Source organism: Micromonospora echinofusca (genome assembly GCF_900091445.1).
In the GTDB taxonomy this organism is placed as follows: Bacteria; Actinomycetota; Actinomycetes; order Mycobacteriales; family Micromonosporaceae; genus Micromonospora; species Micromonospora echinofusca.
On the sequence record NZ_LT607733.1, the window covers coordinates 4,890,198 to 4,914,231 of the forward strand.

Genomic DNA, 24,034 nt, shown 5'->3' on the forward strand with positions numbered 1-24,034 from the left:
GTATGAGCGGTGTCGGCGTTCTCGACAAGGCGGTGGTCATCCTGGCCGCCTGCGTCGACGGCGCCAGCCTGGCCGAACTCGTTGAACGCACCAAGCTGCCCCGGGCCACCGCGCACCGGCTGGCGCAGGCGCTGGAGATCCACCGGATGCTGGTCCGGGACACCCAGGGTCGCTGGCGTCCCGGCCCGCGCCTGGGTGAGCTCGCCAACGCGGCGCCCGACGTGCTCCTGACGGCGGCGGAGCCGCTGCTCGCGGCGCTGCGGGACGCGACGGGCGAAAGCGCCCAGCTCTACCTGCGCCGCGCCGACGAGCGCATCTGCGTGGCCGCCGCCGAGCGGGCCAGCGGCCTGCGCGACACCGTGCCGGTCGGCTCGGTGCTGCCGATGACGGCCGGCTCGGCGGCGCAGATCCTGCTCGCCTGGGAGCCGCCCGAGGCGGTGATGCCGCTGCTGCCCCGGTCGAAGTTCACCGGCCGCACCCTCGCCGAGGTACGCCGTCGCGGCTGGGCGCAGAGCGTCGCCGAACGCGAGGCCGGTGTGGCGAGCGTCTCGGCGCCGATCCGCGACCGCACCGGTCGGGTCATCGCCGCGATCAGCATCTCCGGCCCCATCGAGCGCCTCGGACGCCGCCCCGGCGAACGCCACGCGATGGCCGTGGTCCGGGCCGGCCAACGCCTCTCCGGCCTCTGACCACGGCTCCCCCCACCCCAAGCCGCCCCCGCCACCCCACCGCCCATCGGCCCCGCGTCGATCAAGGAGTTCGCGTCCGGATTCGACGCCGGATCGAACGGGAACTTCTTGATCGACGCGACCGACAGCGGCACGGTGCGGTGCGATCGGGGGGTGCAGCCCGGGTGGGAGGGATGGAGAGCCGAACGGCCCGCTCCACCGGAGTGGAACGGGCCGTTCGAGTTGTAGCCCCGACCGGATTCGAACCGGCGCTACCGCCTTGAGAGGGCGGCGTCCTGGGCCGCTAGACGACGGGGCCAAGACTTCACTTGCTTCCACCACCCTTGCGAGCGGTGCCGCTGTAGTCTAGCGGCGTCCCCTCCGGAGACGGAAATCGGGGCGACCGCACGGTCGACACGGCACACCACCGCCCCGTCGGGCCGGCCGTGGAGGCGCCGGAGCGGGAGAATATGAAACGGCCCGCCCCACCGGAGTGGAACGGGCCGTTCGAAATGTAGCCCCGACCGGATTCGAACCGGCGCTACCGCCTTGAGAGGGCGGCGTCCTGGGCCGCTAGACGACGGGGCCAGAACCTGCTCGCGGCACCACTCTGTCGAGCGGTGCCGCTGGACTCTATCAGAGAGAACCCCGATCCCCTGACGGGAACCGGAGCCGTCTCCTACGAGATCCAGCGCCCGAGACTCTTGCGAACCTCGGCTGCGCTGGGGTACCAGGACTCGAACCTAGACTAACTGAACCAGAATCAGTCGGGCTGCCAATTACCCCATACCCCATTGGCCCCTTGCGGTGCCGGGATCAAACTTTACCCTCCCGGCGCCAGCGGGCCAAATCGAGCCCCCCCAAACCGCCCCTGAACTGCGGAAACAGGGCCTCGACGCGGATCAGGCGACGGGCACCACCGGGTTGGTCAGGTCCCCGATCCCCTCGATCCGCACGGTGACCGTATCCCCGTCCAGGAGCGGGCTAACCCCGGCGGGCGTGCCGGTGAGCACCACGTCGCCGGGGAGCAGCGTCATCACGTGCGAGACGTACGACACGAGTGCCGGCACGTCGAAGACCATGTCGCGGGTCCGGCCGAGCTGGCGGACCTCCATCTCCTCCGGGTTGCGACCCACCTCACAGCGGATCTCCACGTCGCGGACGTCGAGCCCGGTGGTGATCCACGGCCCGATCGGGCAGAACGAGTCGAAGCCCTTGGCCCGGGTCCACTGGCCGTCGGAGCGCTGAAGGTCCCGGGCGGTGACGTCGTTGGCGCAGGTGTAGCCGAAGATGGCCCGCTCGGCGGCGGCCCGGTCGGCCCGGCGGGCGCCCGGCGCGCCGATCACCACGGCCAGCTCGGCCTCGTGCTCGACCTGCTTGGAGAAGATCGGCAGCCGGATGGCGTCCCGGGGGCCGATCACGGAGGTGGACGGCTTGAGGAAGAGCAGCGGCTCCTTGGGCACCTCGCTGCCGTGCTCGGCGGCGTGCTCGGCGTAGTTGCGGCCGACGCAGACGACCTTGCTGGGCAGGATCGGCGAGAGCAGGCGGACGTCCGACAGCGCCCAACGGGCACCGCTGAAGGTGATCTGGCCGAACGGGTGGCCCTCGATCTCGGCGACGGTCAGGCCCTGCGGGCCCGCCTCCGGCTCGCCCTCGACGACCCCGAACGACATTCCCTTGGCATGAGCAAAACGAGCGATACGCACCAGGCCAATCTAGCCCCGGCGAACCGCGCCCCGGCCGAGGCCGCGACGAGGCGCGCGGACCGACCACCGGCGCACCCTGGAGGTCCGGCCGTGCACCATACGTCTCCGCCCGCCCGGCCGGGCCGAGTTCGCGACTTCGTACCCGCCCGGCGTCGCCGCGCCCCTAGCGTCGGCTCCGGAGGTTCGTTCGTATGCCTGCATCGACACGACACCACAGGGCCCTCGCAGTGTTCGTACACTGCCTCGGCATTCTCGCCGCCGTGCCGGCACTGCCCGCGGCGGCCCCACCAGCGGCGGCCGCGCCGGCACCACCGGTGGTCGCACCGACGCCGGAGCCGGCGATGCCGTCGGCGCCGCCGGCGGTGCCCAGCCCGACCCGGGCCGCCCCGCCGGTGGCGAAACCGCCCGTCACGGTCGCGGTGGTGCCGGAGAGCACGCCGGCGCCGCGCTACCGCATCCAGGTCCGCAACAGCGGCGGTACGCCGGTTGACACCACGGTCCGGCAGGAGCTGCCGCCCGGCGCCTCGGCGACCGCCATCACCGACGGGGGCCGGGCCACCCGGGGCACCGGGCAGTCGGCCACCGAGGTGACCTGGCAGCTGAAGCTGCCCGCCCGCAGCACCACCACCCTGGGCACGGCGCTCACCACCACCGCCCCGGCCCGGCCGCTGACCGCGCCGGCCTGCGCGTTCGCCCGCGACGGCAGCCGACCGTACGACTGCGCGACCGCGACCTGGAGCGCGACCGCGCCGGCCGCGGCGCCCGAGCGGACCGAGGCACCGCCGTGGCGCCGGACGCCGGTGCTGCTGGCGGGGCTCGCCACGGTGGCGGTGCTCGCGGTGGGCGGGGCCTGGACGTGGCGCCGACGCCGCCGACCGGTCGCGGCGGCCCTGACCGGCGATGGGCCGGGGACGGTCTACCCGCGCCCGGCCGCACCGCGCCCGGAGCAGCTGCGCCGAAAGCCGTCCGTCTGGTTGATCGTCCCGGTGGCCGCCGTGGTGCTCGCCGGCACGCTGGGCACCGCCGCCTGGACGGCCACCCGCAAGGTCGCCTCCGTCGACCCCGACAGCCAGCCGACCAGCGGCGCGTGGGTCGGCCGTGGGGTCAACGGCGCGGTGGGCGAGCCGCTGCGCGAGTCGGCGTTCGAGTTCACCGTGTACCGGGTGGCGTGCGAGCCCGGCACGGCGGCCCGGCAGTGCCAGGCCACGGTCGGGGTGCGCAACCTCACCCCCGAGCAGCAGAGCTGGCACGGCCGGCTGCAACGGGCGTACCTGCCCGACGGCAACTTCGTCAGCACCGACGAGCAGGCGACCCGGGCGGCCAACCAGGGCCGGGACGTCTTCGCCCAGCCGATGGCCGCCGGCAGCCGGACGGTGCTGCCGCTGGTCTTCACCGTCGACGGGAAGGCGCCACCGCAGCAGTTGGAGCTGCGCAGCGGGGTGTTCTCCGCCGGGGTCCGGGTGGACGTGCCCTGACCGGGCGCGGGGCGGCGGTCGTACCCTGGGGTCCGTGACCGTCGCCCTCGCCCCGACCGCCGTGCTCGACGCGGCGCGCTGGCAGGCCCGGCGCCGGGCGCACGAGCGGGACGACGAAGGTCCGGACCGTTGACCAGCATCCCCGCCGCAAGCTGGCTTCCCCTCCTCGAAGCTCACGAGAAGCGCGCCGACTCACTTACCGCAGGCCACCGCGCCCGCAAGGCCACGAGGGAGCGCCACGCGATCGATGACTTCTTGTACGACTACTACGGCACCCGGCCCTCCGTGCTCCGACGGTGGCACCCCGGCGTGGGCATCTCCTTGGAACCGGGACCGCACGGATCTGCCCCACACCGGCAGTGGCGTTGGTATGCCACGGACGCGGACGGGATCGTGAGCTTCGACGTCGCAGCGTTCCTCGCCGACCGGGCCGAGTCGGTGCGCTTCATCCATCGACTGTTGTCCGCCATCTCGTCACGACCAGCCTTCACTGGCTGCTTCGGCCTGCACGAGTGGGCGATGGTGTACCGCCAACGTGAGCATCGGCATCCACTCCCCTTGCGACTTGGGCAGGAGGGAACCGACGCGGTGGTCGAGTCCCACCAGATCCGCTGCACGCACTTCGACGCGTTCCGGTTCTTCACCCCTGAGGCGATTGGCCTCAACCGGCTCCAACCAACGAGGGAGAGCCAGGTAGAGCTTGACCAGCCGGGCTGCCTGCATGCCTCGATGGACTGCCACAAGTGGGCAACCAAGCTGGGCCCTGCGGTTCCGGGAGATCTGGCGCTCGACTGCTTCGAGTTGGCGAGGGACATCCGGCTGCTCGACATGCAGGCGTCCCCGTACGACTTCTCCTCCTACGGGGAACCGGCGGTAGCCATCGAGACTCCTGAGGGCAAGGCCGAGTACGTCGCACGGCAGCGCGAGTTCGCGCAGCGTGCCGCGCCGCTGCGGGCGCGACTGGTCGCCGAGTGCGACCGGCTGCTGTCGACGACCGACGGGTGAGCGGGCCCGCCCGGCTACCGGCTGCTTCATGAGCCGTGACTGGCTGCGCCGAATCTCGACGACGGCGGCACAGTGCGCTCGCCTGATACCACACAGGTATTTTTATGCCCCGCAGGTATCAACGTTCCGGCGGCAGTGGTCCATCGGCCTGCGTGCCTTCCAGGCCCGCCGCCTGCCTACCACTTCTGAAACACGCCTAGTCGCCGTCGACGCGGCGGTCGCGCTTGCGCTGTGACCGGCGCTTCTTCTCGGCCAGGCGGCGCTCCTTCGCGCCGCGCGAGGGGCGGGTGGGCCGGCGGGGCGGGGGCGGCGGGGCCGCGGCCTCGCGCAGCAGCGCGGCGAGTCGTTCCCGGGCGGCCTCCCGGTTGGCCAGCTGCGCCCGGTGCTCGCTGGCGGTGACGGTCAGCACACCGTCGACCAGCCGGCCGGCGAGGCGTTGCAGGGCGCGCGCCCGCAGCGGCTCGGGCACGCCGGGCGAGGCGGCCAGGTCGTAGCTCAGCTCCACCCGCGAGTCGGTGGTGTTGACGCCCTGCCCGCCGGGCCCGGACGACCGGGAGAAGCGTTCCCGCAGCTCGGCGGCGGGCACGGTCCATCGGTCGGTCACCCGCAGTCCGTCGTCCACTCCCCGAGGCTAACGCCCCTGCCGCTCGCTCGGAGTGGCGGACGGGCCGGGGGTCCGCCCCGGTGCGGCGGGGTCGTCGCCGGGGCCGGCGGCGGCGTACGCGACCGCGCCCACCAGCAGCAGGGCGATGATCCCGATCTTCGTGGTGGCCACCTTGATCAGCAGCCACGCGGCGCGCCGGGCGCCGGGCACGGTCTTCCTCACCGTCTGGTAGTCGGCCCACCCGCGTCGTGCCCGGGCGTACGCCGACCCCACACCGGTTCCGATCAGCAGGCCCACCAGCAGGAGGGCCACGATTTCAGGACGCTCCACCCACGCCAGTATCCATACTCAGCGTAATATTTCCATTGGCCGATCCTTACGGGCCGGGTATCCGACAGTTTTCACATTCCCGGGCCGCCCCGCGCGGCCCGTACGCAGCTCAGCCGCCCTTGCCGATGATCGTGTCGGCGGTCTGCTGCACCTGCTCGATGGGAATGGCGAAGCCGATGCCGATCGAGCCGTTGCCGTCGATCGTGGCGATGGCCGTGTTCACCCCGACCACCTCGCCGCGGGCGTTCACGAGCGGGCCGCCCGAGTTGCCCGGGTTGATCGAGGCGTCGGTCTGCACGGCGGTGTGCCGGTTGTCGCCGAGGCGCACCTGGCGGTCCAGGGCGCTGACGATGCCGGCGGTGACGGTGCCGGGCAGCCCCAGAGGCGAGCCGACCGCCAGCACCGGCTCCCCCACCCGCGTGGCGCCCGGCTTGGCCAGCGGCAGCGCCGCCAGGCCGGCCGACGGCGGCACCCGGAGCACGGCGAGGTCGCTGCGCGGCTCCCGCCCGACCACCTCGGCGGCGAACCGCCGCCCGTCGGGCAGTTCCACGGTCACCGATCCGCCGCGCCCCTTGGCCAGGATGTGGTCGTTGGTGATGATGTGCTGCTGGTCGTCGACGGCGAAGCCGGAGCCGGTGGCCGAGGCGCCGCCCGCCCCGCCCACCAGCACCGACACCACGCCCGGCACGGTCTTGCCGGCCGCGGTCACCAGCTCCGCCGGGACGGGGGCCGCCGAGGCCGCCGCCGGGCCGGGTGCGGCGTCGCGTCCGGCCACGACGCCGCCGGCCACCGCGCCGGAGACGGTCGAGAGGGCCACCACCGCCAGCGCCGCCAGCACCAGCCCGCCCGGACGCCGTCGGGCCGGGCCACCGTCCGGTCCGGCCCCGTCCCACCGGGGCCGCCCGTGGAGATCCAGCTCCGGCGAGATGAACCAGGGGCCGCGCGGTTCGCCCAGCCCGGTCTGCACTGCCATGCGTACGCTCCTCACGTGTCCTTCTCGACGGTGGTCGTACGGGATCAGGGCAGCCGGGCGAACCAGCGCATCGAGCCGGCCGCGGCGCCCATGGCGAACACCAGCCCGAGGCCGATGAACCGGGCCGAGACGTCCTGCCGTTCGGTGCGGTAGCCGACCGAGGTGCCGATGTCGTCGTAGACGGCGCGCAGCTCGTCGCTGGTGCTGGCCTCGTGGAACCCGCCCCCGGTCTCCTCGGCGACCGCGCGCAGGGTCTGCCCGTCGACGGGCACCTGGATCGGCCGGCCGCCCCGGTCCACGGTGCCGCTCGGGGTGCCGAACGAGATGGTGTGCACCGGCACCTTCATGTCGATCGCCTCGGACGCGGCCTCCATCGGGTCCATCCCGGAGGTGTTCGCCCCGTCGGAGAGCAGGATGATCCGGGCCGGCGGCGGGTCCTTCGCCGCCTGGCTGTCGAAGCCCTTCACCGCGCCGAGCGAGGTGCTGATGGCCTCCCCGATGGCGGTGCCCTGCACCCCGGTGGCCCCCTCGACCAGCCGCTCGATGCCCTCGTGCAGCGCCTCCCGGTCCGTGCCCGGCGGCACCAGCACCGCCGCGCTGCCGGCGAACGCGACCAGCCCGACGTTGAACTCGTCCGGCAGGCCCTCGACGAAGCGCCGGGCGGACTCCTTGGCGGCGCTGAGCCGGTCCGGTTCCACGTCGCCGGCGAGCATCGAGGTGGAGACGTCCACGGCGACCATCACCGTGGCCCGTTCGCGGGGCACCCGTACCTCCGCCGTGGGCCGGGCGAAACCCACCACCAGCAGCGCCAGCATGGCCAGGAAGAGCCCGGCCGGCACGTGCCGCCGCCAGGCGGGGCGGTGCGGCGCGACCCGGTCGAGCAGCCGCAGGTTGGTGAAGCGGACGGCGTACCGGCTGCGTCGGCGCTGCATCAGCAGGTAGCCCACGGCCAGGGCGAGCACCCCGAGCAGCAGCCAGAGCCGGACGGGCGACTGCCAGATCACGCCGCACCTCCCCGGGCCGCCCGGGCCGGGGCCGCCGCGAGCCGCCGCTGGGCGTGCACGTGCCGCACGATGTCGGCGCCCCAGTCCCGGTCGGTACGCAGCGGCAGGTGCGTGGCCCCGCTGCGGCGCAGCGCCTGGCGTACCTGCTCGCGCTGGGCGCTCGCCGCGGCGGCGTAGCGCTCGCGCAGCGCGCGGTCGCCGGTCCAGACCTCGCGCCGCCGCCCGGTCTCCGGGTCGACCAGGGTGACCAGGCCGACGTCGGGCAGCTCCAGCTCCCGGGGATCGGTCACCTCGACGGCGAGCACCTGGTGCCGCACGGCGAGGCGACGCAGGGGCGCCTCCCAGGACGGTGCCCGCCCGGGGTCGTCGGGCAGCGCGTCGAGGAAGTCCGAGACCACCACGACGAGGCCACGGCACAGCGCCACCCGGTGCACGGCGGCCAGCCCGTCGGCCAGGTCGCCACCCGCCGGCGGCGGGTCGTCGCCGTCGTGGCCGCCGACGCGTGGGGCGGTCAGCAGGGCCCGGAGCAGCCCGAGCAGGTGGGTGCGCCCGCTGCGGGGCGGGAACCGGCGCAGCCCGTCCGGGCCGAGCACCTGCGCGCCGAGGCGGTTGCCCACGCCGGCGGTCAGGAAGCCGATCGCCGCCACGGCCACCACGGCCAGCTCGCGCTTGTCCAGTTCGGCGGTGCCGTACTCCATGCTGGCGCTCGCGTCGACCAGCAGCCAGGTGGTCAGCTCCCGGTCGGCGTCGACCTCACGTACGTGCGGGACCGTGGTGCGGGCGGTCACCGCCCAGTCCATCCGGCGCACCTCGTCCTCACCGGGCCGGTACTCCCGGCTGCCGGCGGTCTCGCTGCCCGGCCCGGGCAGCAGGCCACGGTAGCGGCCGTGCAGCAGCCCGTCGAGCCGGCGGGTGACGGTCAGTTCCAGCCGGCGCAGGCGCCGGTCGGAGGTGAGGTCGGCCAGTCCCGGTGCGGTCGCCGCGCCGGCCGGCGCGTTCCCGCGCCACCTCATGCCGCCGCCAGGTCTGCCGCGTGTTCCGGGTGGCCGGCCGCGACGCGGGGCGGCGGTACGGCCTCCACGAGCCGCCGGACCACCGCCTCGGCGGCCACCCCGTCGGCGACCGCGTCGAAGGAGAGCACCAGCCGGTGGGCGAGCACGTCCACGGCCAGTTCCCGCACGTCCTCGGGGAGCACGTACTCGCGGCCACGCAGCAGCGCCTGGGCCCGCGCGGCGCGGACGAGGCCGAGGGTGGCCCGGGGGCTGGCCCCGTACGCGAGCAGCGGGGCGAGTTCGGGCAGGCCGAACCGGCCGGGGTCACGGGTGGCGAAGATCAGCCGGACGACGTACTCGGCGATCGCGTGGTGCACGAAGACGTGGGCGGCGCGAGCCTGGAGTTCGCGCAGCCGCTGTGGGTCGAGCACCCGCCGGGCGACGGGCCGGTCGGCGCTCATCCGGTAGAGGATGGCGAGTTCGTCGGCGTCGCTCGGGTAGTCGACGACGATCTTCATCAGGAAGCGGTCGCGTTGCGCCTCCGGCAGCTGGTAGACCCCCTCCGACTCGATCGGGTTCTGGGTGGCCAGCACTAGGAACGGGTCCGGTACGGCGTAGCTGTGCCCACCGATCGAGACCTGACGCTCGGCCATCGCCTCCAGCAGGGCGGACTGCACCTTTGCCGGGGCCCGGTTGATCTCGTCGGCGAGCACCAGGTTCGCCATGACCGGGCCCAGTTCGATGTCGAAGTCCTCGCGCGACGCCCGGTAGATCCTGGTGCCGACGATGTCGGAGGGGACCAGGTCCGGAGTGAACTGGATCCGGGAGAAGGTGCCGCCCACCACGGTGGCCAGGGTCTGCGCGGCCAGCGTCTTGGCCACCCCGGGCACGCCCTCCAGCAGGCAGTGCCCGTTCGCGACGAGGGCGGTGAGCAGGCGCTCGACGAGCCGATCCTGCCCGACGATCACGCGTTTGACCTCGAAGAGCGTCTGTTCCAGGTCGGCCGGGGTCGCATCGGGATCGGCCGGGCTGGGCACGCTGGCCAGGGTGTCCGAGATGTCCGTCACGGTGCTTGCTTCCCGTGCCGACGGCCGGACAAACGTCGGATTATCAGCGCCGGGCCGGCCCTTACACACCCGAACCGGGACGACCCTCCCGACCGTACGCCGACGCGCCGGGCACTGCCCGCCGCGGGCGTCGATCAGGCAGTTGGGGCGCCCCGCACAAGGCGCGATTCAGGGCACGACTCCCACCACAACTGCATGCTCGACCGATCTGAAGGGCAGGGCGGAGGGTGGGGTGGGGCGGGGCGGGGGGTGAGTGTGGCGGCGCCGGCCCCCACAGGTGAGGGGGCCGGCGTCGTCAGCGGGTGCTCAGTTGGCGATGACCAGGTGGAACGGCCGGTCGGCGTAGCTTCCCGACGAGTTGCGGGTCTGGACGAAGACCGCGTTCGGCGTCTGGAGCCGAGGCGCGACGGAGATCTCGCCGCCCGGGGGCACGTTGTACGGGTCGGTGGTGCCGATGGTCGCCACGAACGTCTCCAGCGAGACGTTGTAGTTGAACAGCACCTGGTACTGACCAGGGCCGTACCGCGTGGCGGAGACCGCCTCGGGCGAGCCGCGGAGCAGGGTGCCGCCGCTGGAGACGACGGCGGAGGCGACGGTGCCCGGCGCGGTCGCCTGGGCGGACGGGCCCTGCGCCAGGGCGGCCTTGGCCTTGCGTGCCTCGGCGGGGGTCACGGCGGGCTGGCTGCCGGAGCCGGGCTGCCGGACTGCCGGCTGGGCGACCTCGGCGGGCGCCTTGGCCGCCGGCTGGGCGACGGCGATCCCGCCCCCGGCCAGGGTGAGCGCCAGCGCGGCGAACGCCACCGCCACCGCCTTGCGTCGGAAGAGTGTGGTCATGACAGGTCTCCCTTTTGTTGACCGTGCGGATTCGGCCTGCCCCACTGATCGAGGGACGGCTGATTTCCATTTCTTGGGCCCGGGGAAAATGAGCGACAACCGCCTGGAGCCCGCACCTCAGGCCGCACCCTAGATGTTGTCATCTCAACAATTTTCACCGGCTCTGAGCTGGCATTACTACTCAGAGTTTCGACGTCTCAACCCACTGGAAGGTAGCACCACAAAAAGCGGGGCGTCAATAGTTGATCACGTTCTGATAATGGCCGGAAAATTGTGAGAAGCGAACGCTCAGCCATTCACGAATGTGTCGGGACGGCGCGTCCGTACGCCTGGTGTCGCCCCGTCCGGGGCCGCCACGGGGGGTGCGCGGCGCTACCCTCCAGCGGTGATCATCGAGGCTCCACGGCGGGCGCCGGGCGGCCGGGCGGCACGGTTGCGCACCGCGCTCTGCTGGGCCGCCGTCGCGCCCGGGGCCGCCTGGGCGGCCGTACGACTCGGCGGGCTCGACCGGGGACCGCTGGTGCAGTTGCTCGCCTTCACCCCGTACGCCGCCGCCGCGAGCGTGCTGCCGCTGCTGCTCGCGCTCGCCCTGCGGCGCCGCTGGCCCGCGGCGGTCGCGGCGCTGGCCACGGCGGCCCTGGTGGCCGTGGTGGCGCCCCGGGCCCTGCCGTCCGGGCAGCCCCCGGTGACCGGCCCGACGGTGCGGCTGTTGACCGCCAACCTGCTGGCCGGGGCCGGCGACGCGCGGGCGCTGGTCGACCTGGTCCGGCGGCACCGCGTCGACGTGCTCGCCGTGCAGGAGTTCACCCCGCAGGCCGGGGCGGAGCTGGACCGGCTCGGCCTGGACCGGCTGCTCCCCCACCGGCAGCTCGACCCGCAGGTCGGCACCGTCGGCTCCGGGCTCTACGCGCGGTTCCCGATCGGCGAGGGCGGCGTCCGGCACAACCGGGGCGGCTGGGGCTTCGACCAGTCCCACGGCACGGTGGCGGTCCCCGGGGCGCCGGCGGTACGGGTCGAGTCGGCGCACCCGTCGGCCCCGTACGCGCTGGACCAGGTCGCCCACTGGCGCGCCGACCTGGCGGCGCAGCCGCCCGCCACCCCGGACGGGCCGCTGCGGATCCTCGCCGGCGACTTCAACGCCACCCTCGACCACGCCCCGCTGCGCGCCCTGCTGGACACCGGCTACGTCGACGCCGCCGACCAGGCCGGCGCGGGCCTGGTCGGCACGTGGGGCCCGTACGACGGGGACCCGATCCCGCCGGTGACCATCGACCACGTGCTGGTCGACCGGCGCATCGCCGTACGGGCCGTCACGGTGCACCGGGTCCCGGGCAGCGACCACCGCGCCGTCCTGGCCGAGCTGCGCCTCCCGGCGCGGTGACGCCCGGGGTCGCCCCGCGGCTTCCGGCGGCGCGGGCGGCCGGGGCGGCTCAGACCCGGGCCCGGTCGAGGCCGTAGGTGAGCGCGTCGACGAGGGCGTGCCAGGACGCCTCGACCACGTTGGGGTGCACGCCGACGGTGGTCCAGTCGCGGCCGGCCCCGTCGACCGTCTCCAGCAGCACCCGGGTCACGGCACCGGTGCCGTGGGTGCCCTCCAGGATCCGCACCTTGTAGTCGGCCAGCACGAAGTCGCGCAGCTCCGGGTAGTGCCGGGCCAACCCCACCCGCAGCGCCTCGTCCAGGGCGTTGACCGGACCGTTGCCCTCGGCGGTGGCGATGACCCGCTCCCCGCGTACGCGGATCTTGACGGTCGCCTCGGAGACCACCGACCCGTCCTCCCGGTGCTCGACCAGCACCCGGTACGACTCCAGCGCGAACGGTCGGGCGGGCGCGGTGTCCAGCTCCGAGCGGACCAGCAGCTCGAACGACGCGTCGGCGGCCTCGAACGACCAGCCGCCGGCCTCCAGCTCCTTGACCCGCCGGGTGACCCGCGACAGCGCCTCCGGATGGCCGGCCAGGTCCAGGCCGAGCTCGCGGCTCTTGAGCTCGACGCTGGCCCGGCCGGCCATCTCGGTGACGAGGATCCGCATGTCGTTGCCCACCACCTGTGGGTCCACGTGGTTGTAGAGCAGCGGATCCACCTTGATCGCGCTCGCGTGCAGCCCCGCCTTGTGGGCGAAGGCCGCGGCCCCGACGTACGCCTGGTGGGTGTCGGGGGCGATGTTGGCGATCTCGGCGATGGCGTGGGAGACCCGCACCATCTGCCCCAGGCAGCCGTCCGGTAGGACGGGCAGCCCGAGCTTGAGCTGGAGGTTGGCGACCACGGCGAAGATGTCCGCGTTGCCGGGGCGCTCGCCGTAGCCGTTGGCGGTGCCCTGGAAGTGGCGTACGCCTGCCTCGACGGCGGCGACGGTGTTGGCGACCGCGCAGGACGTGTCGTTCTGGCAGTGGATGCCGAGCAACTCCGGGCCGACGCCGAGCCGCGCGGTCACCTCGGCGATGGCGGCGGTCACCTGGGACGGAAGCATCCCGCCGTTGGTGTCGCAGAGCACCACCCGTTCGGCACCGGCGGCGAGCGCCGTCTCCACCACGGCGGCGGTGTAGGCCGGGTCGGACCGGTAGCCGTCGAAGAAGTGCTCCCCGTCGACGAAGACGCGCCGCCCCTCGGCGACCAGGTGCGCGACCGTGTCGCGGATCATCGCCAGGTTCTCCGCCGCGGTGGTGCGCAGCGCCCGCTCGACGTGCCGCAGGTCCGCCTTGGCGACCAGGGCGACCGCCGGCGTCTGCGCGTCGAGCAGCCCCCGTACCTGCGGGTCGTCGGCGACCGGCACCCCGGCCCGCCGGGTGGCCCCGAACGCGACCAGCAGCGCGTGCTTCAGGTCGAGTTCGGTGCGCGCCCGCCGGAAGAACTCGGTGTCCTTCGGCACGGCGCCGGGCCAGCCTCCCTCGATGAAGCCGACCCCGAACTCGTCGAGCAGCCGGGCCACCGCGAGCTTGTCGACCACCGAGTAGCTCAACCCCTCGCGCTGGGCGCCGTCGCGCAGCGTCGTGTCGTAGACCTGGAACGTCATCAGGGAGTCCTTTCTCAGAGCAACAAAAAGACCCCCCGCGGATGCGGGAGGTCTGCGCGCTCGGCGGAGGGGAGGCCGGCGCGCTAGGTGCGAATAATCAGGTGGGTGCTGGTCACGGTCGCCACTCTGCCACCCGCCCCCTGGTTTTGGGAGGCACAATCCACATGGCGGGACGGTGACGGAGGGTCGCGATACCGCATCGACGGGCCGTGCGCCGGCACAACCCGCCGCCGGTGATCGACTTCACAAGTCACCTGGCCGCCATCCGGCGGAAACGGGGCTACGGCAGTATCTGGAATTGATCCAGTTACCGGCCTTCGTGCCGCTGTCAAGGAGGACCTGTGCTCACTGTCGGTGACCGCTTCCCCGAGTACGAACTCACCGCCTGCGTGTCGCTGGACGCCGACAAGGCGTTCGAGTCGATCGACCACAAGTCCCACCAGGGGAAGTGGCGCGTCGTCTTCTTCTGGCCGAAGGACTTCACCTTCGTCTGCCCGACCGAGATCGCGGAGTTCGGCCGGCTGAACGAGGAGTTCGCCGACCGCGACGCCCAGGTCCTCGGCGTGTCGGTGGACAACGAGTTCGTCCACTACGCGTGGCGCAAGGACCACCCGGACCTGCGCGAGCTGCCGTTCCCGATGCTCAGCGACGTCAAGCGCGAGCTGACCGCCGCCTGCGGGGTGCTCGGCGAGGACGGCGTGGCCCAGCGGGCCACCTTCATCGTCGACCCGGACAACGAGATCCAGTTCGTCATGGTGACCGCCGGCTCCGTCGGCCGCAACGTCTCCGAGGTGCTGCGGGTGCTCGACGCCCTCCAGACCGACGAGCTGTGCCCGTGCAACTGGAACAAGGGCGGCGAGACCCTGGACGCCACCAAGCTCCTCGCCGGCGCCGGGGCCTGACCATGGGTCTGGACGCGATCAAGGCGGCTCTGCCGGAGTACGCCAAGGACATCAAGCTCAACCTCGGCTCCACCATCGCCACCAGCACGCTGACCCCGACCCAGGCCTGGGGCACCGCCCTGGCCTGTGCGGTGGCTGGGCGCAACCCGGAGGTGCTGCGGGAGATCGCCGCCGAGGCGGCCGACCACCTGAAGCCGGAGGCCGTCGAGGCGGCCAAGGGCGCCGCCACGATCATGGCGATGAACAACGTCTACTACCGGGCCAAGCACCTGATCGGCGACGAGCAGTACCAGTCGATCCCGGCCCGGCTGCGGATGCAGATCATCGCCAAGCCGGGCGTGGACAAGGCCGACTTCGAGCTGTGGTGCCTGGCGGTCTCGGCGATCACCGGCTGCGGGGTGTGCCTGGAGTCGCACGAGAAGACCCTGCGCAACGCGGGCTTCAGCCGCGAGCAGGTGCACGAGGGGCTGCGCATCGCCGCCGTCGTGCACGCCGCCGCGGTCACCCTGGACGCCAAGGCCGCGCTCGCCTGACGCGTACGCCCGGTGGGCCGGTGCCGCAATCGCGGCGCCGGCCCACCGTCGTCTCCGGCCCCGGCGAGCGCCGTTTCCGGTGCCGACCGCCCGGGTAGCTCCCGGAGGAGGCAGAGGACACCGGACCGGCGAGACGACTGGCGACAGTCGGGGCAGGAGTTGTCAGATGGACAGGCTCGACCCGCACAGCACCCACGGCAGCCCGGACCCGCTGCGCGGCGGCGGCCAGGGCGAGTTCGCCGGTGGCGCCCCCGCCGGCACGTTCGACCCGTGGCGGTACCGGGACACCGCGAGGGTGGCCGACGCCGACCTGGTCGGCTACAAGGTCGAGGCCACCGACGGTGGCATCGGCAAGATCGACAGCGCCAGCCACGAGGTCAACGACAGCTACCTGGTGGTGGACACCGGCCCGTGGGTCTTCGGCCGGAAGGTCATGATCCCGGCCGGCACCGTCAACCACGTCGACCACGACGAGCGCAAGGTGCACGTCGACCGCAGCAAGGACCAGATCAAGGCCGCCCCGGAGTACGACGAGACCGCTGACACCGACCCGACCTACCGGGACCGGCTCGGCGGCTACTACGACGAGACGTACTCGGCCATCCCGCCCGGCACCGCCCGCTAGCCCGGCAGCACCGGCGCACCACGGCCCCCCGCGGATCGCGGGGGGCCGTTACCGTGTCGGGGTGGACGCTGTCGAGGTCGGTCGCCGGATTCCCTTCACGACGATGTTCAACTTCCGTGACGTGGGCGGCCATGCCGGCCACGACGGCCGCCGGGTACGCACCGGGCGGCTCTACCGCTCCGACTCGCTGCACCGCATCGACGACACCGACCGGGAGGCGTTCGCCGCCCTCGGCGTCCGCACGGTCATCGACCTGCGCCGCCCCTACGAGGTGGAGCGCGACGGCCGCGTCCCCCACTTCGACGGTCTGACCTGGCACAACATCCACCCCGAGCACGCCGAGTGGGGCGAGCGGCCCTACCGCCCCGGCACCGACCTGGCCCGCTACCTGGCCGACCGGTACGCCGACCTGGCCGGGACGGGCACCGCCGGGCTCGCCGAGGCGATCGGGCTGATCGCCGAGGACGCCAGCGCCCCCGTGGTGGTGCACTGCGTCGCCGGCAAGGACCGCACGGGCATCGTCTGCGGGCTCACCCTCGCGGTGCTCGGCGTCGCCGACGACGAGATCGCCGCCGACTACGCCCTGAGCACCGAGGCCGGCGAGCGCTACCGCGCCTGGTTCGAGGCCACCGGGCGGCAGAGCGGGCACACCCTGCCGGTGCTGACCTGCCCCGCCGACGCCATGACGTTATTCCTCGCCGAGCTGCGCGAGGCCCACGGCTCGATCGAGGGCTACCTGCGCCACGCCGGCGTCACCGACGCCCAGCTCGCCGCCCTCCGCGAGCACCTGCTGGGTTGACCCCGCCGCGCCCTGGCCGTCACCCGGGACGGGCGACGGCTTCGGGCACGGTCAGGACGTGACGTCGCGGCGGGTCAGGGCGATCCCGGCCGCGCAGGCGGCGGCCAGGCAGTAGCCGGCCAGGGTGACCAGGGCGCGGGCGGTGCCCGGGCCGCCCGGCTCCGGGTCGAGCAGGCTCTCCAGCAGCAGGCCCGGAAACCACTCGGCGGCCGGCCCCCACGCCTCGCCGAGCACCTGCTCCACCGGCCCCGCCCAACCCACGCCGATGCCGACGGCGACCGGCACCGAGGGCACCAGCACCCCCAGGGCCGTGCCGAGCAGCGCCCAGCCGGTGACGGCGAGCAGCGCACTGCCGTAGTCGCCGGCCATCGCCCGCCACCCCGCGGCGGTGAACCACTCGGCCGTGGAGATGTCCTTCGCGGCGGCGAAGAGCACGGCGGCGACCACGCTGACCGCCTGGGTGACGGCGACCGTGACGGCGGCGAACAGCAACAACGCGGCGAGCTTGCCGGCGACCAGGCGCAGGCGGCCCGGCTGCTGCATGAGCAGCGTCCGCAGGGTGCCACGGGAGAACTCCACGCCCACGGCGCCGGCGAAGACGGCCAACAGGAAGGCGCCGGCGAACGACGCCGCGACGGTGAACGACAGGGTGCCGCCGCCCGCCCGGGCGAGGTCCTCCGGTGCCGGGCCGCCGACGGCGGCCGGCTCGGCGTTGAGGATCCCCGCCGCAGCCGAACCTACCGCGAACGCCACCGCCACGACCGCGGTGATCCACAGCATCCGGAAACGGGCGATTTTGATCAATTCGGCGCGGAACGCACGCGTCACCGCTTACCTCCCGTGCGCGCCAGGACCTGGTCCTCCAGGCTCGGACGGTGCCGGTGCAGGACGCTCAGGACGACGCCGCCGGCGTGGGCGATCCGGTTGACGTGCGCCGCCGCCGTCCGCCCGTCACGGTCACCGAGCTGCACGACCAGCTCGTCGCCGCGCCGCCGCACGGGGTACCCCGCGGCGACCAGCAGTTCGGCCAGACGCCCGGTGTCCGCGCTGCCCTCGGCCGCCACGCTGAGCTCGACGCCGACGGCGAACGCCTCGGTCGCACCCTGGTAGACCAGCTCGCCGTGGTCGAGGATCAGCAACCAGTCGCAGACCTGTTCCAGCTCCCCGAGCAGGTGGGAGGAGACCAGGACCGTACGCCCCTGCCCGGCGAGGCCGGCGATGAGCTCGCGCATCTCGGACATCCCCAACGGGTCGAGGCCGTTCGTCGGCTCGTCGAGGATCACCAGCTCGGGGTCGCCCAGCAGCGCGCCGGCGATGCCGAGGCGCTGCTTCATGCCCAACGAGTACTGGCCGAACCGGCTGCGTCCGCGGCCGGCGAGGCCTACCTGTTCGAGCACGCGCGGGATCCGGGCGACATCGTGGCCGCCCATGGCCGCGAGCACCCGCAGGTTTTCCAGCCCGGTCAGCGCCGGGTAGAACCCGGGGGTCTCGATCAGCGCGCCGACCCGACCGAGATAGCGCGCGGGGTGTGAGATCGGGTGGCCGAGCACCGTAGCGGTGCCGGCGGACGGACGGACCAGGCCGAGCAGCATGGCCATGGCGGTGGTCTTGCCGGCGCCGTTGGGACCCACGAACCCGGCGACGGATCCTCGCGGGATGTGCATGGTGAGCTGGTCGACCGCCGTGCGGGCACCGTAGCGCTTGGTCAAGCCGTCGAGGGTGACCGCCGCGTCCGGCGGCACCGGCGGGGATGTGATCGTCATGGCGTACAGCCTCGGCGACCGGCCGCCGCACGTCGTCCGCGTGCCGTGGGGATCGCCCTACGTCAGATGTGCAGACGCACTCAGCGTCGTGGCACCCGGACCAGGCCACTGTGGTACGCGAACACCACCAGCTGGGCCCGGTCCCGGGCGTGCAGCTTCATCATCGCCCGGCTCACGTGGGTCCGCACGGTCGCGGGCGTGACGAAGAGCCGCGCGGCGATCTCGTCGTTGGACAGGCCCTCAGCGACCCGCGTCACGACCTCTCGCTCCCGGTCGGTCAGCACCGCCATCGACGACGGGACGGCGGCGGGCGCCGGCCGCGCGGCGTACTCGGCGATCAACCGTCGGGTCACCCCCGGCGACAGCAGGGCGTCACCGTCCGCCACCACCCGCACCGCACGCACCAGCTCCGCCGGGTGGGTGTGCTTGACGAGGAAGCCGCTCGCCCCGGCGCGTAGTGCCTCGAACACGTACTCGTCGAGGTCGAACGTGGTCAGGATCAACACACGGACGCCGGACAGGCGGTCGTCGGCCACGATCCGCCGGGTCGCGGCGATGCCGTCCGTCCCGGGCATCCGCACGTCCATCAGGACCACGTCCGGGACCGTGGCGACGACCGTGGCGAGGGCGGACGCACCGTCGTCGGCCTCACCGACCACGGTGATGTCAGGCTCCACCGCCAGCAGCGCCCGGAAGCCGGCCCGGACCAGCAGCTGATCGTCGGCGAGCACCACCCGGATCACCGGTCCGCTCCCTCTACGGCACGTGCCGCGGCGGCGGGCCAGTGGGCCGTGACGGCGAACCCGCCATCCGGCCGGGGGCCGACCACCAGGCAGCCGCCGGTCGAGGCAGCCCGCTCACGCATCCCGATCAGGCCGACCCGCCCGCCGGGTCGCCCGGCGCCGCCCCCGTCGTCCATGACCGCGACCCGCAGCCCGTCCGCGTCGTCGTAGGTCACGGTCACCCGGGCCCGCGCCCCTACGGCGTGGCGGGTCACGTTCGTCATCGACTCCTGCACGATGCGGTACGCGGCAAGCGCCACCGGTCGTGCCACCCGACCGGGTGGCACGGTGACCCGCAGCTCGACCGGCGTGCCGGCCAGCTCGGTGGAGCGTGCCAGCGCGGCCAGGTCCGTCAGCCCCGGCACCGGGCACAACGGCGACCGCTCGTCACCGGCGCGCAGCACCCGCACCATGGCGTTCAACTCGTCGAGGACCGCGCCGCTGACGCCACGGACCACCTCGAGCGCCTCCCTGGCGAGGTCCGGCCGGCTGTCGATCACCTGCCCGGCCATGCCGGCCTGCACGTTGATCGTCGCCATCGCGTGGGCCACGGTGTCGTGCAGGTCCCGGGCGATCCGCAGCCGCTCCTCCGCCAGGAGGCGCTCCTCGTCCCGCTGCCGGGCCTGCGTCCGCAGCCGGGTCCGCTCCTCCTGCGCGAGCCGTCGCTCCCGAACTCCGCGCACGGCGTCGGCGGCGAACACGGCCGCCGCCGCCCACCCGACGAACGCCAGGTCCACCACGCCCGGCCCGCCGTCGACCAGGGCGCCGGCCGCCACCACCACGACGGCGGTGCCGGCCGCGAACCCGTAGGCCAGCCGCCTGGACCGCACCGAGCCGAGCCCGTACAGCACCACCAGGCCCGCCAACAGCACCGGCCCGTCCGGATAGTGCCGCCCGTTGTACAGCAGCAGGGTCACCGTCACCGCGCCCGCCGCCTGGACCGGCCAGCGCCACGACACGGCGACAGCCGCACAGGCGCCGGCCACCGCGAGGTGGGCCGGGGCGTCGACCGCCCGCTCTCCGTCGTCCGGACGGACCTTCGTCGTGCCGACGACGACCAAGACGGTTCCGCACAGCCACAGTCCGACCCGCCAGAGCCGGACCAGGGCACACCGTTGCGGCGACAGCATCACCGGCACATTGTGTCCGCCAGACACCGTGCGGTCGTCAGCGCCGTGTGGAGATCGCGGTCGTGCTGCCAGCCGTTGTCGTGACGACACCCGAGGCCGGTCGGCGGGCGGCCTGCCGGCCCCACCGTCAGAGGATGCGGCGCACCCAGCCGTGCGGGTCGTCGGCCTTGCCGCGCTGGAGGTCGACGAGCTGCTGGCGCAGGGCCATCGTGACCCGGCCGGGCTCACCGCCGCCGATGAGGAACTCGCCGTCGGGGAAGCGCACCTCGCCGATCGGGGTGACGACCGCGGCGGTGCCGCAGGCGAACACCTCGCGCAGCCGGCCGCTCGCGGCGTCGGCCTGCCAGTCGGCGAAGCTCACCGGCCGCTCCTCGATGCGGTGCCCGGCGTTGGCCGCCAGGGTGAGCACCGACTCCCGGGTGATGCCGGGCAGGATCGTGCCCGTCAGCGGCGGGGTGACCACCGTGCCGTCGTCGTAGACGAAGAACACGTTCATGCCGCCCAGCTCGTCGACGAAGCGGCGCTCCACCGCGTCCAGGAAGACCACCTGGTCGCAGCCGTGCTCGATCGCCTCGGCCTGCGCCACCAGCGAGGCGGCGTAGTTGCCGCCGCACTTCGCCGCGCCGGTGCCGCCCGGGGCGGCCCGGGTGTAGTCCGGGGAGACCCAGACCGTCACCGGCTTCACCCCGCCCGAGAAGTACGCGCCGACCGGCGAGGCGATCACCACGTAGAGGTATTCGTTGGCCGGCCGGACGCCGAGGAACACCTCGCTGGCGAACATGAACGGCCGCAGGTAGAGGCTGCCGTCCTCGCCCTCGGGGATCCAATCCCGGTCGATCTGGACGAGCTGGCGCAGCGAGTCGACGAACGCCTCCTCGGGCAGCGGCGGCATCGCCATGCGTCGGGCGGACGCGGCGAAGCGGGCGGCGTTGGCCTCCGGGCGGAACATGGTGACCCCGCCGTCGGCCGTCCGGTAGGCCTTCAGCCCTTCGAAGATCTCCTGCGCGTAGTGCAGCACCGCGGCGGCCGGGTCCATCGGGATCGGCGCCCGCGCCTCGACCCGGGCGTCGTACCAGCCCTTGCCGTCGGCGTAGCGGATGGTGACCATGTGGTCGGTGAAGACCCGGCCGAAGCCCGGGTTGGCCAGCAGGGCGGCCCGGTCGGCGACGGATACCGGCGCGGGATTCGGACGGATCTCGAAGTCGAGCTTGTCACCACCGCTCATCGCGCTGACCTCCCTGCGGGACAACGGCACGCGGGTCCGCATGCCGAGAAACCTGGTGCGAGAAACTTACCCCGAACGGTCGTTCAGGGGGTAGCGCCGCCCGGGCGTACCGGCAGCGCCGGACGGGTGGACGCCGCCGGGCCACGGTGCGGCCGGGCGGCGTCGCGGGAACTGCGGGTGGGTGGCCGGCGGCCTCAGGCGGTGGCGTACCCGGCCAGCCGGTCGCCGACCTCCTCGGTGCGCAGTGCCGCACCCGGGGTCCGGCCGGCCAGCTCCACGCCCACGGCGGCGGTGACCCGGGCGGCGGCGTCGGCGTGCCCGAGCTGGTCGAGCAGCAGCGCCGCCGAGAGTACGGCCGCCACCGGGTCGGCCACGCCGCGCCCGGCGATGTCCGGCGCCGAGCCGTGTACCGGCTCGAACATCGACGGGTACGCCCCCTCGGGGTTGATGCTGCCGCTGGCGGCGAGCCCGATCCCGCCGGTGACGGCGGCGGCGATGTCGGTGAGGATGTCGCCGAACAGGTTGTCGGTGACCACCACGTCGTAACGCTGCGGCTGGGTGACCAGGAACATCGCGGCGGCGTCGACGTGCTGGTACTCCGTGGCCACGTCGGGGTGCTCGGCGGCGACGGCCTCGAACGCCCGCGCCCACAGCGAACCGGCGTGGGTCAGCACGTTGGTCTTGTGCACGAGGGTGACCTTGCGCCGCTCCCGGCGCGTGGCGCGGGCGAAGGCGTCGCGGATCACCCGCTCCACGCCGTGCCGCGTGTTCAGGCTCTCCTCGGTGGCGACCTCCGCCGGGGTGCCCCGGTGCAGCGCGCCGCCGGCGCCCGCGTACAGGCCCTCGGTGCCCTCGCGGACCACCACCAGGTCGACCTCGCCGGGCTTGACGCTCGCCAGCGGCCCGGGCACGCCGGGCCAGAGCCGCGACGGGCGCAGGTTGACGTACTGGTCGAAGGCGAAGCGCAGCTTGAGCAGCAGCCCCCGCTCCAGCACGCCCGGCGGGACGGTCGGGTCGCCGACGGCGCCGAGCAGGATCGCGTCGTGCCCGGCCAGCTCGGTCAGCACCGAGTCGGGCAGCACCTCGCCGGTGCGGTGCCAACGGGCGGCGCCCAGGTCGTACTCGGTGGCGTCCACCCCCGGGAGCACGGCGTCGATGACCTTGCGGGCCTGCGCGACCACCTCGGGTCCGATCCCGTCCCCGGCCACCACCGCGATCCGTGCCACGTCCCTGTGCTCCCTCGCCTAGCCGTTTCGTCGACCGTACGCCGCCGTCCCGTCCCCCGGTACGAACCTTCCAGAATGCGGGAAAGGCGGATGCACAGGATCCTCCCAGGTGGCATTCATGGGGAGGTCATCTCCGCTGCCTAGCGTGATGGCGTGCGGGTCGACGGGGGCCCGTGACGGAGGCCACGACGACGCGGCCGGCGTCAGCGAGGGAGCAGCGTCATGCGGATCGACCAGCAGCCACGGACCCGCTGGGTGGACCAGTCCGCCTTCCAGCCGCGCCGGCCCGACCTGCGGCTGGGCGCCCGCAGCCACCGCGTCGACCGGCCCGGCACCGTCGGCGGGGACCGGATCGCCGTCCGGCACACCGTACGCACCTCGACGGCCGAATACACGCTGCTGCTCAACGCCCCCGAGTGGCTGGGCCGGCGCGGCATCGGGGAGGCGCTGCGCGACGCGGTCGCGGAGCTGCGCGCCATCGACCTCACCTACGGCCCGACCCGGCCGGAGAGCCTGGTCTCCCGGCTACGCCGGGGCGAGATCAGCCCCGACTCGTACCCGCCGCTGGCCGACCTGGTGGACCGCTGCGCGGCGATGCGGGCCGCCACCGACGGCTGGTTCGACGCCTGGGCGGTGCCCGGCGGCTTCGACCCCGGAGGGCTGCTCGGCGGGTGGGCGGTGGAGCGGGCCGCCGCCCGGCTGCGCGCCGCCGGGGTGCACGACTACGCCGTGCTCACCGGCGCCGACCTGGTCGTACGCGGGCACGCGGCGCACGGCGGCCCGTGGCGGGTGGCGGTGCACCACCCGACGGACCGGCAACGGGCGCCGCTCGTGCTGGAGATGACGGCGGGCGCGGTCGGCACCTCGGGGGTGAGCGGCCGGCAGGGGCACGTGGTCGACCCGCACACGGGGGAGCCTGCCGACCAACTCGTCGCCGCGACGGTCGTCGGGCCGGACCTCGCCGTCGCCGACGCCTACGCCACCGCGCTCTACGCCGCCGGGCCGGCCGGGCTGGCCTGGTTCCGCAACGGGTCGGACTACCGCGCGCTCTTCGCCCACCGCCGCTGAACCCCCACCCGCCCTGCCGCGCCACCAGCGAGGTGTTGCGCGGGGGTGGGTGCGGCGTTTGGCGGGTGCGGTGCCGGCGGGAGGAATGCGCGATCGGCCCCCACGGTCTCGGCAACGACCGTGAGGGCCGGTCAGCGACGAGTGCGCGTGGCTCGCGCAATCGAGGGGTGCGGGCCGGTCGGCCGGACGTCGACCTCGCCACCCGAAGACGGGCCCACGTCGCGAGCTCGGCCAGTGACCGCACCGGTACGCTAGCGAATCGACGCAACTCAACGCAAGGGTCTCCACTGCGGACCGTCGCCACAGGAGCGT

24 protein-coding genes and 3 tRNA genes are annotated in these 24,034 nt (G+C 73.7%); 9 read left to right on the forward strand and 18 right to left on the reverse strand.

The features are described from left to right. Positions 1–2 precede the first annotated feature (2 nt). Positions 3–689: an IclR family transcriptional regulator gene (locus GA0070610_RS20820; RefSeq protein ID WP_013284529.1), complete on the forward strand. Its 687-nt coding sequence runs from the start codon at positions 3–5 to the stop codon at positions 687–689. 225 nt (positions 690–914) lie between these two features. Here GA0070610_RS20820 and GA0070610_RS20825 read toward each other — a convergent pair. The 4 genes from GA0070610_RS20825 to GA0070610_RS20840 all read right to left on the reverse strand — a co-directional run bounded on the left by GA0070610_RS20825 (position 915) and on the right by GA0070610_RS20840 (position 2,374). Continuing rightward, positions 915–987 (reverse strand) — tRNA-Glu (locus GA0070610_RS20825). A gap of 196 nt (positions 988–1,183) precedes the next feature. After that, a tRNA-Glu gene (locus GA0070610_RS20830) sits at positions 1,184–1,256 on the reverse strand. Positions 1,257–1,390: 134 nt separating this feature from the next. Further along, positions 1,391–1,462: transfer RNA gene (locus GA0070610_RS20835), tRNA-Gln, on the reverse strand. 108 nt (positions 1,463–1,570) lie between these two features. Beyond that, positions 1,571–2,374 carry a fumarylacetoacetate hydrolase family protein gene (locus GA0070610_RS20840; RefSeq protein WP_089001598.1) on the reverse strand — a complete coding sequence of 268 codons (804 nt, stop codon included), beginning with the start codon at positions 2,372–2,374 and terminating at the stop codon, positions 1,571–1,573. A gap of 191 nt (positions 2,375–2,565) precedes the next feature. On the opposite strand from GA0070610_RS20840, the gene GA0070610_RS20845 reads away from it, so the two are divergent. Both GA0070610_RS20845 and GA0070610_RS20850 read left to right on the forward strand, forming a co-directional pair. Further along, complete coding sequence (locus GA0070610_RS20845) at positions 2,566–3,849, forward strand: hypothetical protein (protein ID WP_089001599.1); 1,284 nt, start codon at positions 2,566–2,568, stop codon at positions 3,847–3,849. 129 nt (positions 3,850–3,978) lie between these two features. Beyond that, the gene (locus GA0070610_RS20850; RefSeq protein WP_089001600.1) at positions 3,979–4,854 is read left to right on the forward strand and encodes a 3-methyladenine DNA glycosylase; all 876 of its coding nucleotides are present in this window, start codon (positions 3,979–3,981) and stop codon (positions 4,852–4,854) included. 196 nt (positions 4,855–5,050) lie between these two features. Here GA0070610_RS20850 and arfB read toward each other — a convergent pair whose 3' ends face one another. The 7 genes from arfB to GA0070610_RS20885 form a co-directional block, all read right to left on the reverse strand. After that, complete coding sequence (arfB, locus tag GA0070610_RS20855) at positions 5,051–5,476, reverse strand: alternative ribosome rescue aminoacyl-tRNA hydrolase ArfB (RefSeq protein WP_089001601.1); 426 nt, start codon at positions 5,474–5,476, stop codon at positions 5,051–5,053. Between the two features lie 9 nt (positions 5,477–5,485). After that, positions 5,486–5,788 (reverse strand): hypothetical protein, encoded by a 303-nt coding sequence (locus GA0070610_RS20860; RefSeq protein WP_089001602.1) that lies wholly within the window; start codon positions 5,786–5,788, stop codon positions 5,486–5,488. Between the two features lie 109 nt (positions 5,789–5,897). After that, positions 5,898–6,761 carry a S1C family serine protease gene (locus GA0070610_RS20865; RefSeq protein WP_089001603.1) on the reverse strand — a complete coding sequence of 288 codons (864 nt, stop codon included), beginning with the start codon at positions 6,759–6,761 and terminating at the stop codon, positions 5,898–5,900. 44 nt (positions 6,762–6,805) lie between these two features. Further along, positions 6,806–7,765 (reverse strand): VWA domain-containing protein, encoded by a 960-nt coding sequence (locus tag GA0070610_RS20870; RefSeq protein ID WP_089001604.1) that lies wholly within the window; start codon positions 7,763–7,765, stop codon positions 6,806–6,808. After that, positions 7,762–8,778, reverse strand: a complete 1,017-nt coding sequence (locus GA0070610_RS20875; protein WP_089001605.1) for a DUF58 domain-containing protein — start codon at positions 8,776–8,778, stop codon at positions 7,762–7,764. The genes GA0070610_RS20870 and GA0070610_RS20875 overlap by 4 nt, the downstream gene beginning before the upstream one ends. Then, complete coding sequence (locus GA0070610_RS20880; RefSeq protein WP_089001606.1) at positions 8,775–9,824, reverse strand: AAA family ATPase; 1,050 nt, start codon at positions 9,822–9,824, stop codon at positions 8,775–8,777. The genes GA0070610_RS20875 and GA0070610_RS20880 overlap by 4 nt, the downstream gene beginning before the upstream one ends. A 306-nt stretch (positions 9,825–10,130) precedes the next feature. Further along, the gene (locus GA0070610_RS20885; RefSeq protein ID WP_089001607.1) at positions 10,131–10,658 is read right to left on the reverse strand and encodes a hypothetical protein; all 528 of its coding nucleotides are present in this window, start codon (positions 10,656–10,658) and stop codon (positions 10,131–10,133) included. Positions 10,659–11,049: 391 nt separating this feature from the next. On the opposite strand from GA0070610_RS20885, the gene GA0070610_RS20890 reads away from it, so the two are divergent. Continuing rightward, on the forward strand, positions 11,050–12,039 hold the full coding sequence (locus GA0070610_RS20890; RefSeq protein ID WP_392567336.1) for an endonuclease/exonuclease/phosphatase family protein: 990 nt from the start codon (positions 11,050–11,052) through the stop codon (positions 12,037–12,039). Positions 12,040–12,088: 49 nt separating this feature from the next. Here GA0070610_RS20890 and cimA read toward each other — a convergent pair whose 3' ends face one another. Then, positions 12,089–13,669, reverse strand: coding sequence for a citramalate synthase (cimA, locus tag GA0070610_RS20895; protein WP_089001609.1), 1,581 nt, complete (start codon positions 13,667–13,669; stop codon positions 12,089–12,091). Between the two features lie 341 nt (positions 13,670–14,010). On the opposite strand from cimA, the gene GA0070610_RS20900 reads away from it, so the two are divergent. The 4 genes from GA0070610_RS20900 to GA0070610_RS20915 all read left to right on the forward strand — a co-directional run bounded on the left by GA0070610_RS20900 (position 14,011) and on the right by GA0070610_RS20915 (position 16,528). Next, positions 14,011–14,571, forward strand: a complete 561-nt coding sequence (locus tag GA0070610_RS20900; RefSeq protein ID WP_089001610.1) for a peroxiredoxin — start codon at positions 14,011–14,013, stop codon at positions 14,569–14,571. A 2-nt stretch (positions 14,572–14,573) separates the two neighbouring features. Continuing rightward, entirely contained in the window at positions 14,574–15,104 is a 531-nt protein-coding gene (locus tag GA0070610_RS20905) for a carboxymuconolactone decarboxylase family protein (RefSeq protein WP_089001611.1), read from the forward strand. Positions 15,105–15,270: 166 nt separating this feature from the next. Further along, on the forward strand, positions 15,271–15,729 hold the full coding sequence (locus GA0070610_RS20910; RefSeq protein WP_089001612.1) for a PRC-barrel domain-containing protein: 459 nt from the start codon (positions 15,271–15,273) through the stop codon (positions 15,727–15,729). A gap of 34 nt (positions 15,730–15,763) precedes the next feature. Continuing rightward, a complete protein-coding gene (locus GA0070610_RS20915; protein ID WP_392567337.1) occupies positions 15,764–16,528 on the forward strand; it encodes a tyrosine-protein phosphatase in 765 nt (254 codons plus the stop codon). A gap of 51 nt (positions 16,529–16,579) precedes the next feature. Here GA0070610_RS20915 and GA0070610_RS20920 read toward each other — a convergent pair whose 3' ends face one another. From GA0070610_RS20920 to GA0070610_RS20945, 6 genes are all read right to left on the reverse strand, one after another. Then, a complete protein-coding gene (locus GA0070610_RS20920) occupies positions 16,580–17,356 on the reverse strand; it encodes an ABC transporter permease (RefSeq protein ID WP_269458855.1) in 777 nt (258 codons plus the stop codon). Then, positions 17,353–18,291: an ABC transporter ATP-binding protein gene (locus GA0070610_RS20925; RefSeq protein ID WP_089001614.1), complete on the reverse strand. Its 939-nt coding sequence runs from the start codon at positions 18,289–18,291 to the stop codon at positions 17,353–17,355. Before GA0070610_RS20925 ends, GA0070610_RS20920 begins: the two co-directional genes overlap by 4 nt. An 80-nt stretch (positions 18,292–18,371) precedes the next feature. After that, positions 18,372–19,034 (reverse strand): response regulator transcription factor, encoded by a 663-nt coding sequence (locus GA0070610_RS20930; RefSeq protein ID WP_089001615.1) that lies wholly within the window; start codon positions 19,032–19,034, stop codon positions 18,372–18,374. Further along, entirely contained in the window at positions 19,031–20,203 is a 1,173-nt protein-coding gene (locus GA0070610_RS20935; protein ID WP_231926222.1) for a sensor histidine kinase, read from the reverse strand. Before GA0070610_RS20935 ends, GA0070610_RS20930 begins: the two co-directional genes overlap by 4 nt. Positions 20,204–20,330: 127 nt before the next feature. Then, positions 20,331–21,428 (reverse strand): branched-chain amino acid aminotransferase, encoded by a 1,098-nt coding sequence (locus GA0070610_RS20940; protein ID WP_089001617.1) that lies wholly within the window; start codon positions 21,426–21,428, stop codon positions 20,331–20,333. A 194-nt stretch (positions 21,429–21,622) separates the two neighbouring features. Beyond that, positions 21,623–22,654, reverse strand: coding sequence for a 3-isopropylmalate dehydrogenase (locus tag GA0070610_RS20945; RefSeq protein ID WP_089001618.1), 1,032 nt, complete (start codon positions 22,652–22,654; stop codon positions 21,623–21,625). A 222-nt stretch (positions 22,655–22,876) separates the two neighbouring features. Between GA0070610_RS20945 and GA0070610_RS20950 the strand changes: the two genes are divergently transcribed. Next, positions 22,877–23,722, forward strand: a complete 846-nt coding sequence (locus GA0070610_RS20950) for an FAD:protein FMN transferase (RefSeq protein ID WP_089001619.1) — start codon at positions 22,877–22,879, stop codon at positions 23,720–23,722. Positions 23,723–24,034 lie beyond the last annotated feature (312 nt).

Bases quoted from the DNA above. Each gene is read 5' to 3' on its own strand.
- GA0070610_RS20820 (WP_013284529.1), top strand. From the start codon at position 3: ATGAGCGGTGTCGGCGTTCTCGACAAGGCGGTGGTCATCCTGGCCGCC.
- GA0070610_RS20845 (WP_089001599.1), top strand. From the start codon at position 2,566: ATGCCTGCATCGACACGACACCACAGGGCCCTCGCAGTGTTCGTACAC.
- GA0070610_RS20865 (WP_089001603.1), bottom strand. From the start codon at position 6,761: ATGGCAGTGCAGACCGGGCTGGGCGAACCGCGCGGCCCCTGGTTCATC.
- GA0070610_RS20875 (WP_089001605.1), bottom strand. From the start codon at position 8,778: ATGAGGTGGCGCGGGAACGCGCCGGCCGGCGCGGCGACCGCACCGGGA.
- GA0070610_RS20885 (WP_089001607.1), bottom strand. From the start codon at position 10,658: ATGACCACACTCTTCCGACGCAAGGCGGTGGCGGTGGCGTTCGCCGCG.
- cimA (WP_089001609.1), bottom strand. From the start codon at position 13,669: ATGACGTTCCAGGTCTACGACACGACGCTGCGCGACGGCGCCCAGCGC.
- GA0070610_RS20905 (WP_089001611.1), top strand. From the start codon at position 14,574: ATGGGTCTGGACGCGATCAAGGCGGCTCTGCCGGAGTACGCCAAGGAC.
- GA0070610_RS20910 (WP_089001612.1), top strand. From the start codon at position 15,271: ATGGACAGGCTCGACCCGCACAGCACCCACGGCAGCCCGGACCCGCTG.
- GA0070610_RS20925 (WP_089001614.1), bottom strand. From the start codon at position 18,291: ATGACGATCACATCCCCGCCGGTGCCGCCGGACGCGGCGGTCACCCTC.
- GA0070610_RS20935 (WP_231926222.1), bottom strand. From the start codon at position 20,203: ATGCTGTCGCCGCAACGGTGTGCCCTGGTCCGGCTCTGGCGGGTCGGA.
- GA0070610_RS20940 (WP_089001617.1), bottom strand. From the start codon at position 21,428: ATGAGCGGTGGTGACAAGCTCGACTTCGAGATCCGTCCGAATCCCGCG.
- GA0070610_RS20950 (WP_089001619.1), top strand. From the start codon at position 22,877: ATGCGGATCGACCAGCAGCCACGGACCCGCTGGGTGGACCAGTCCGCC.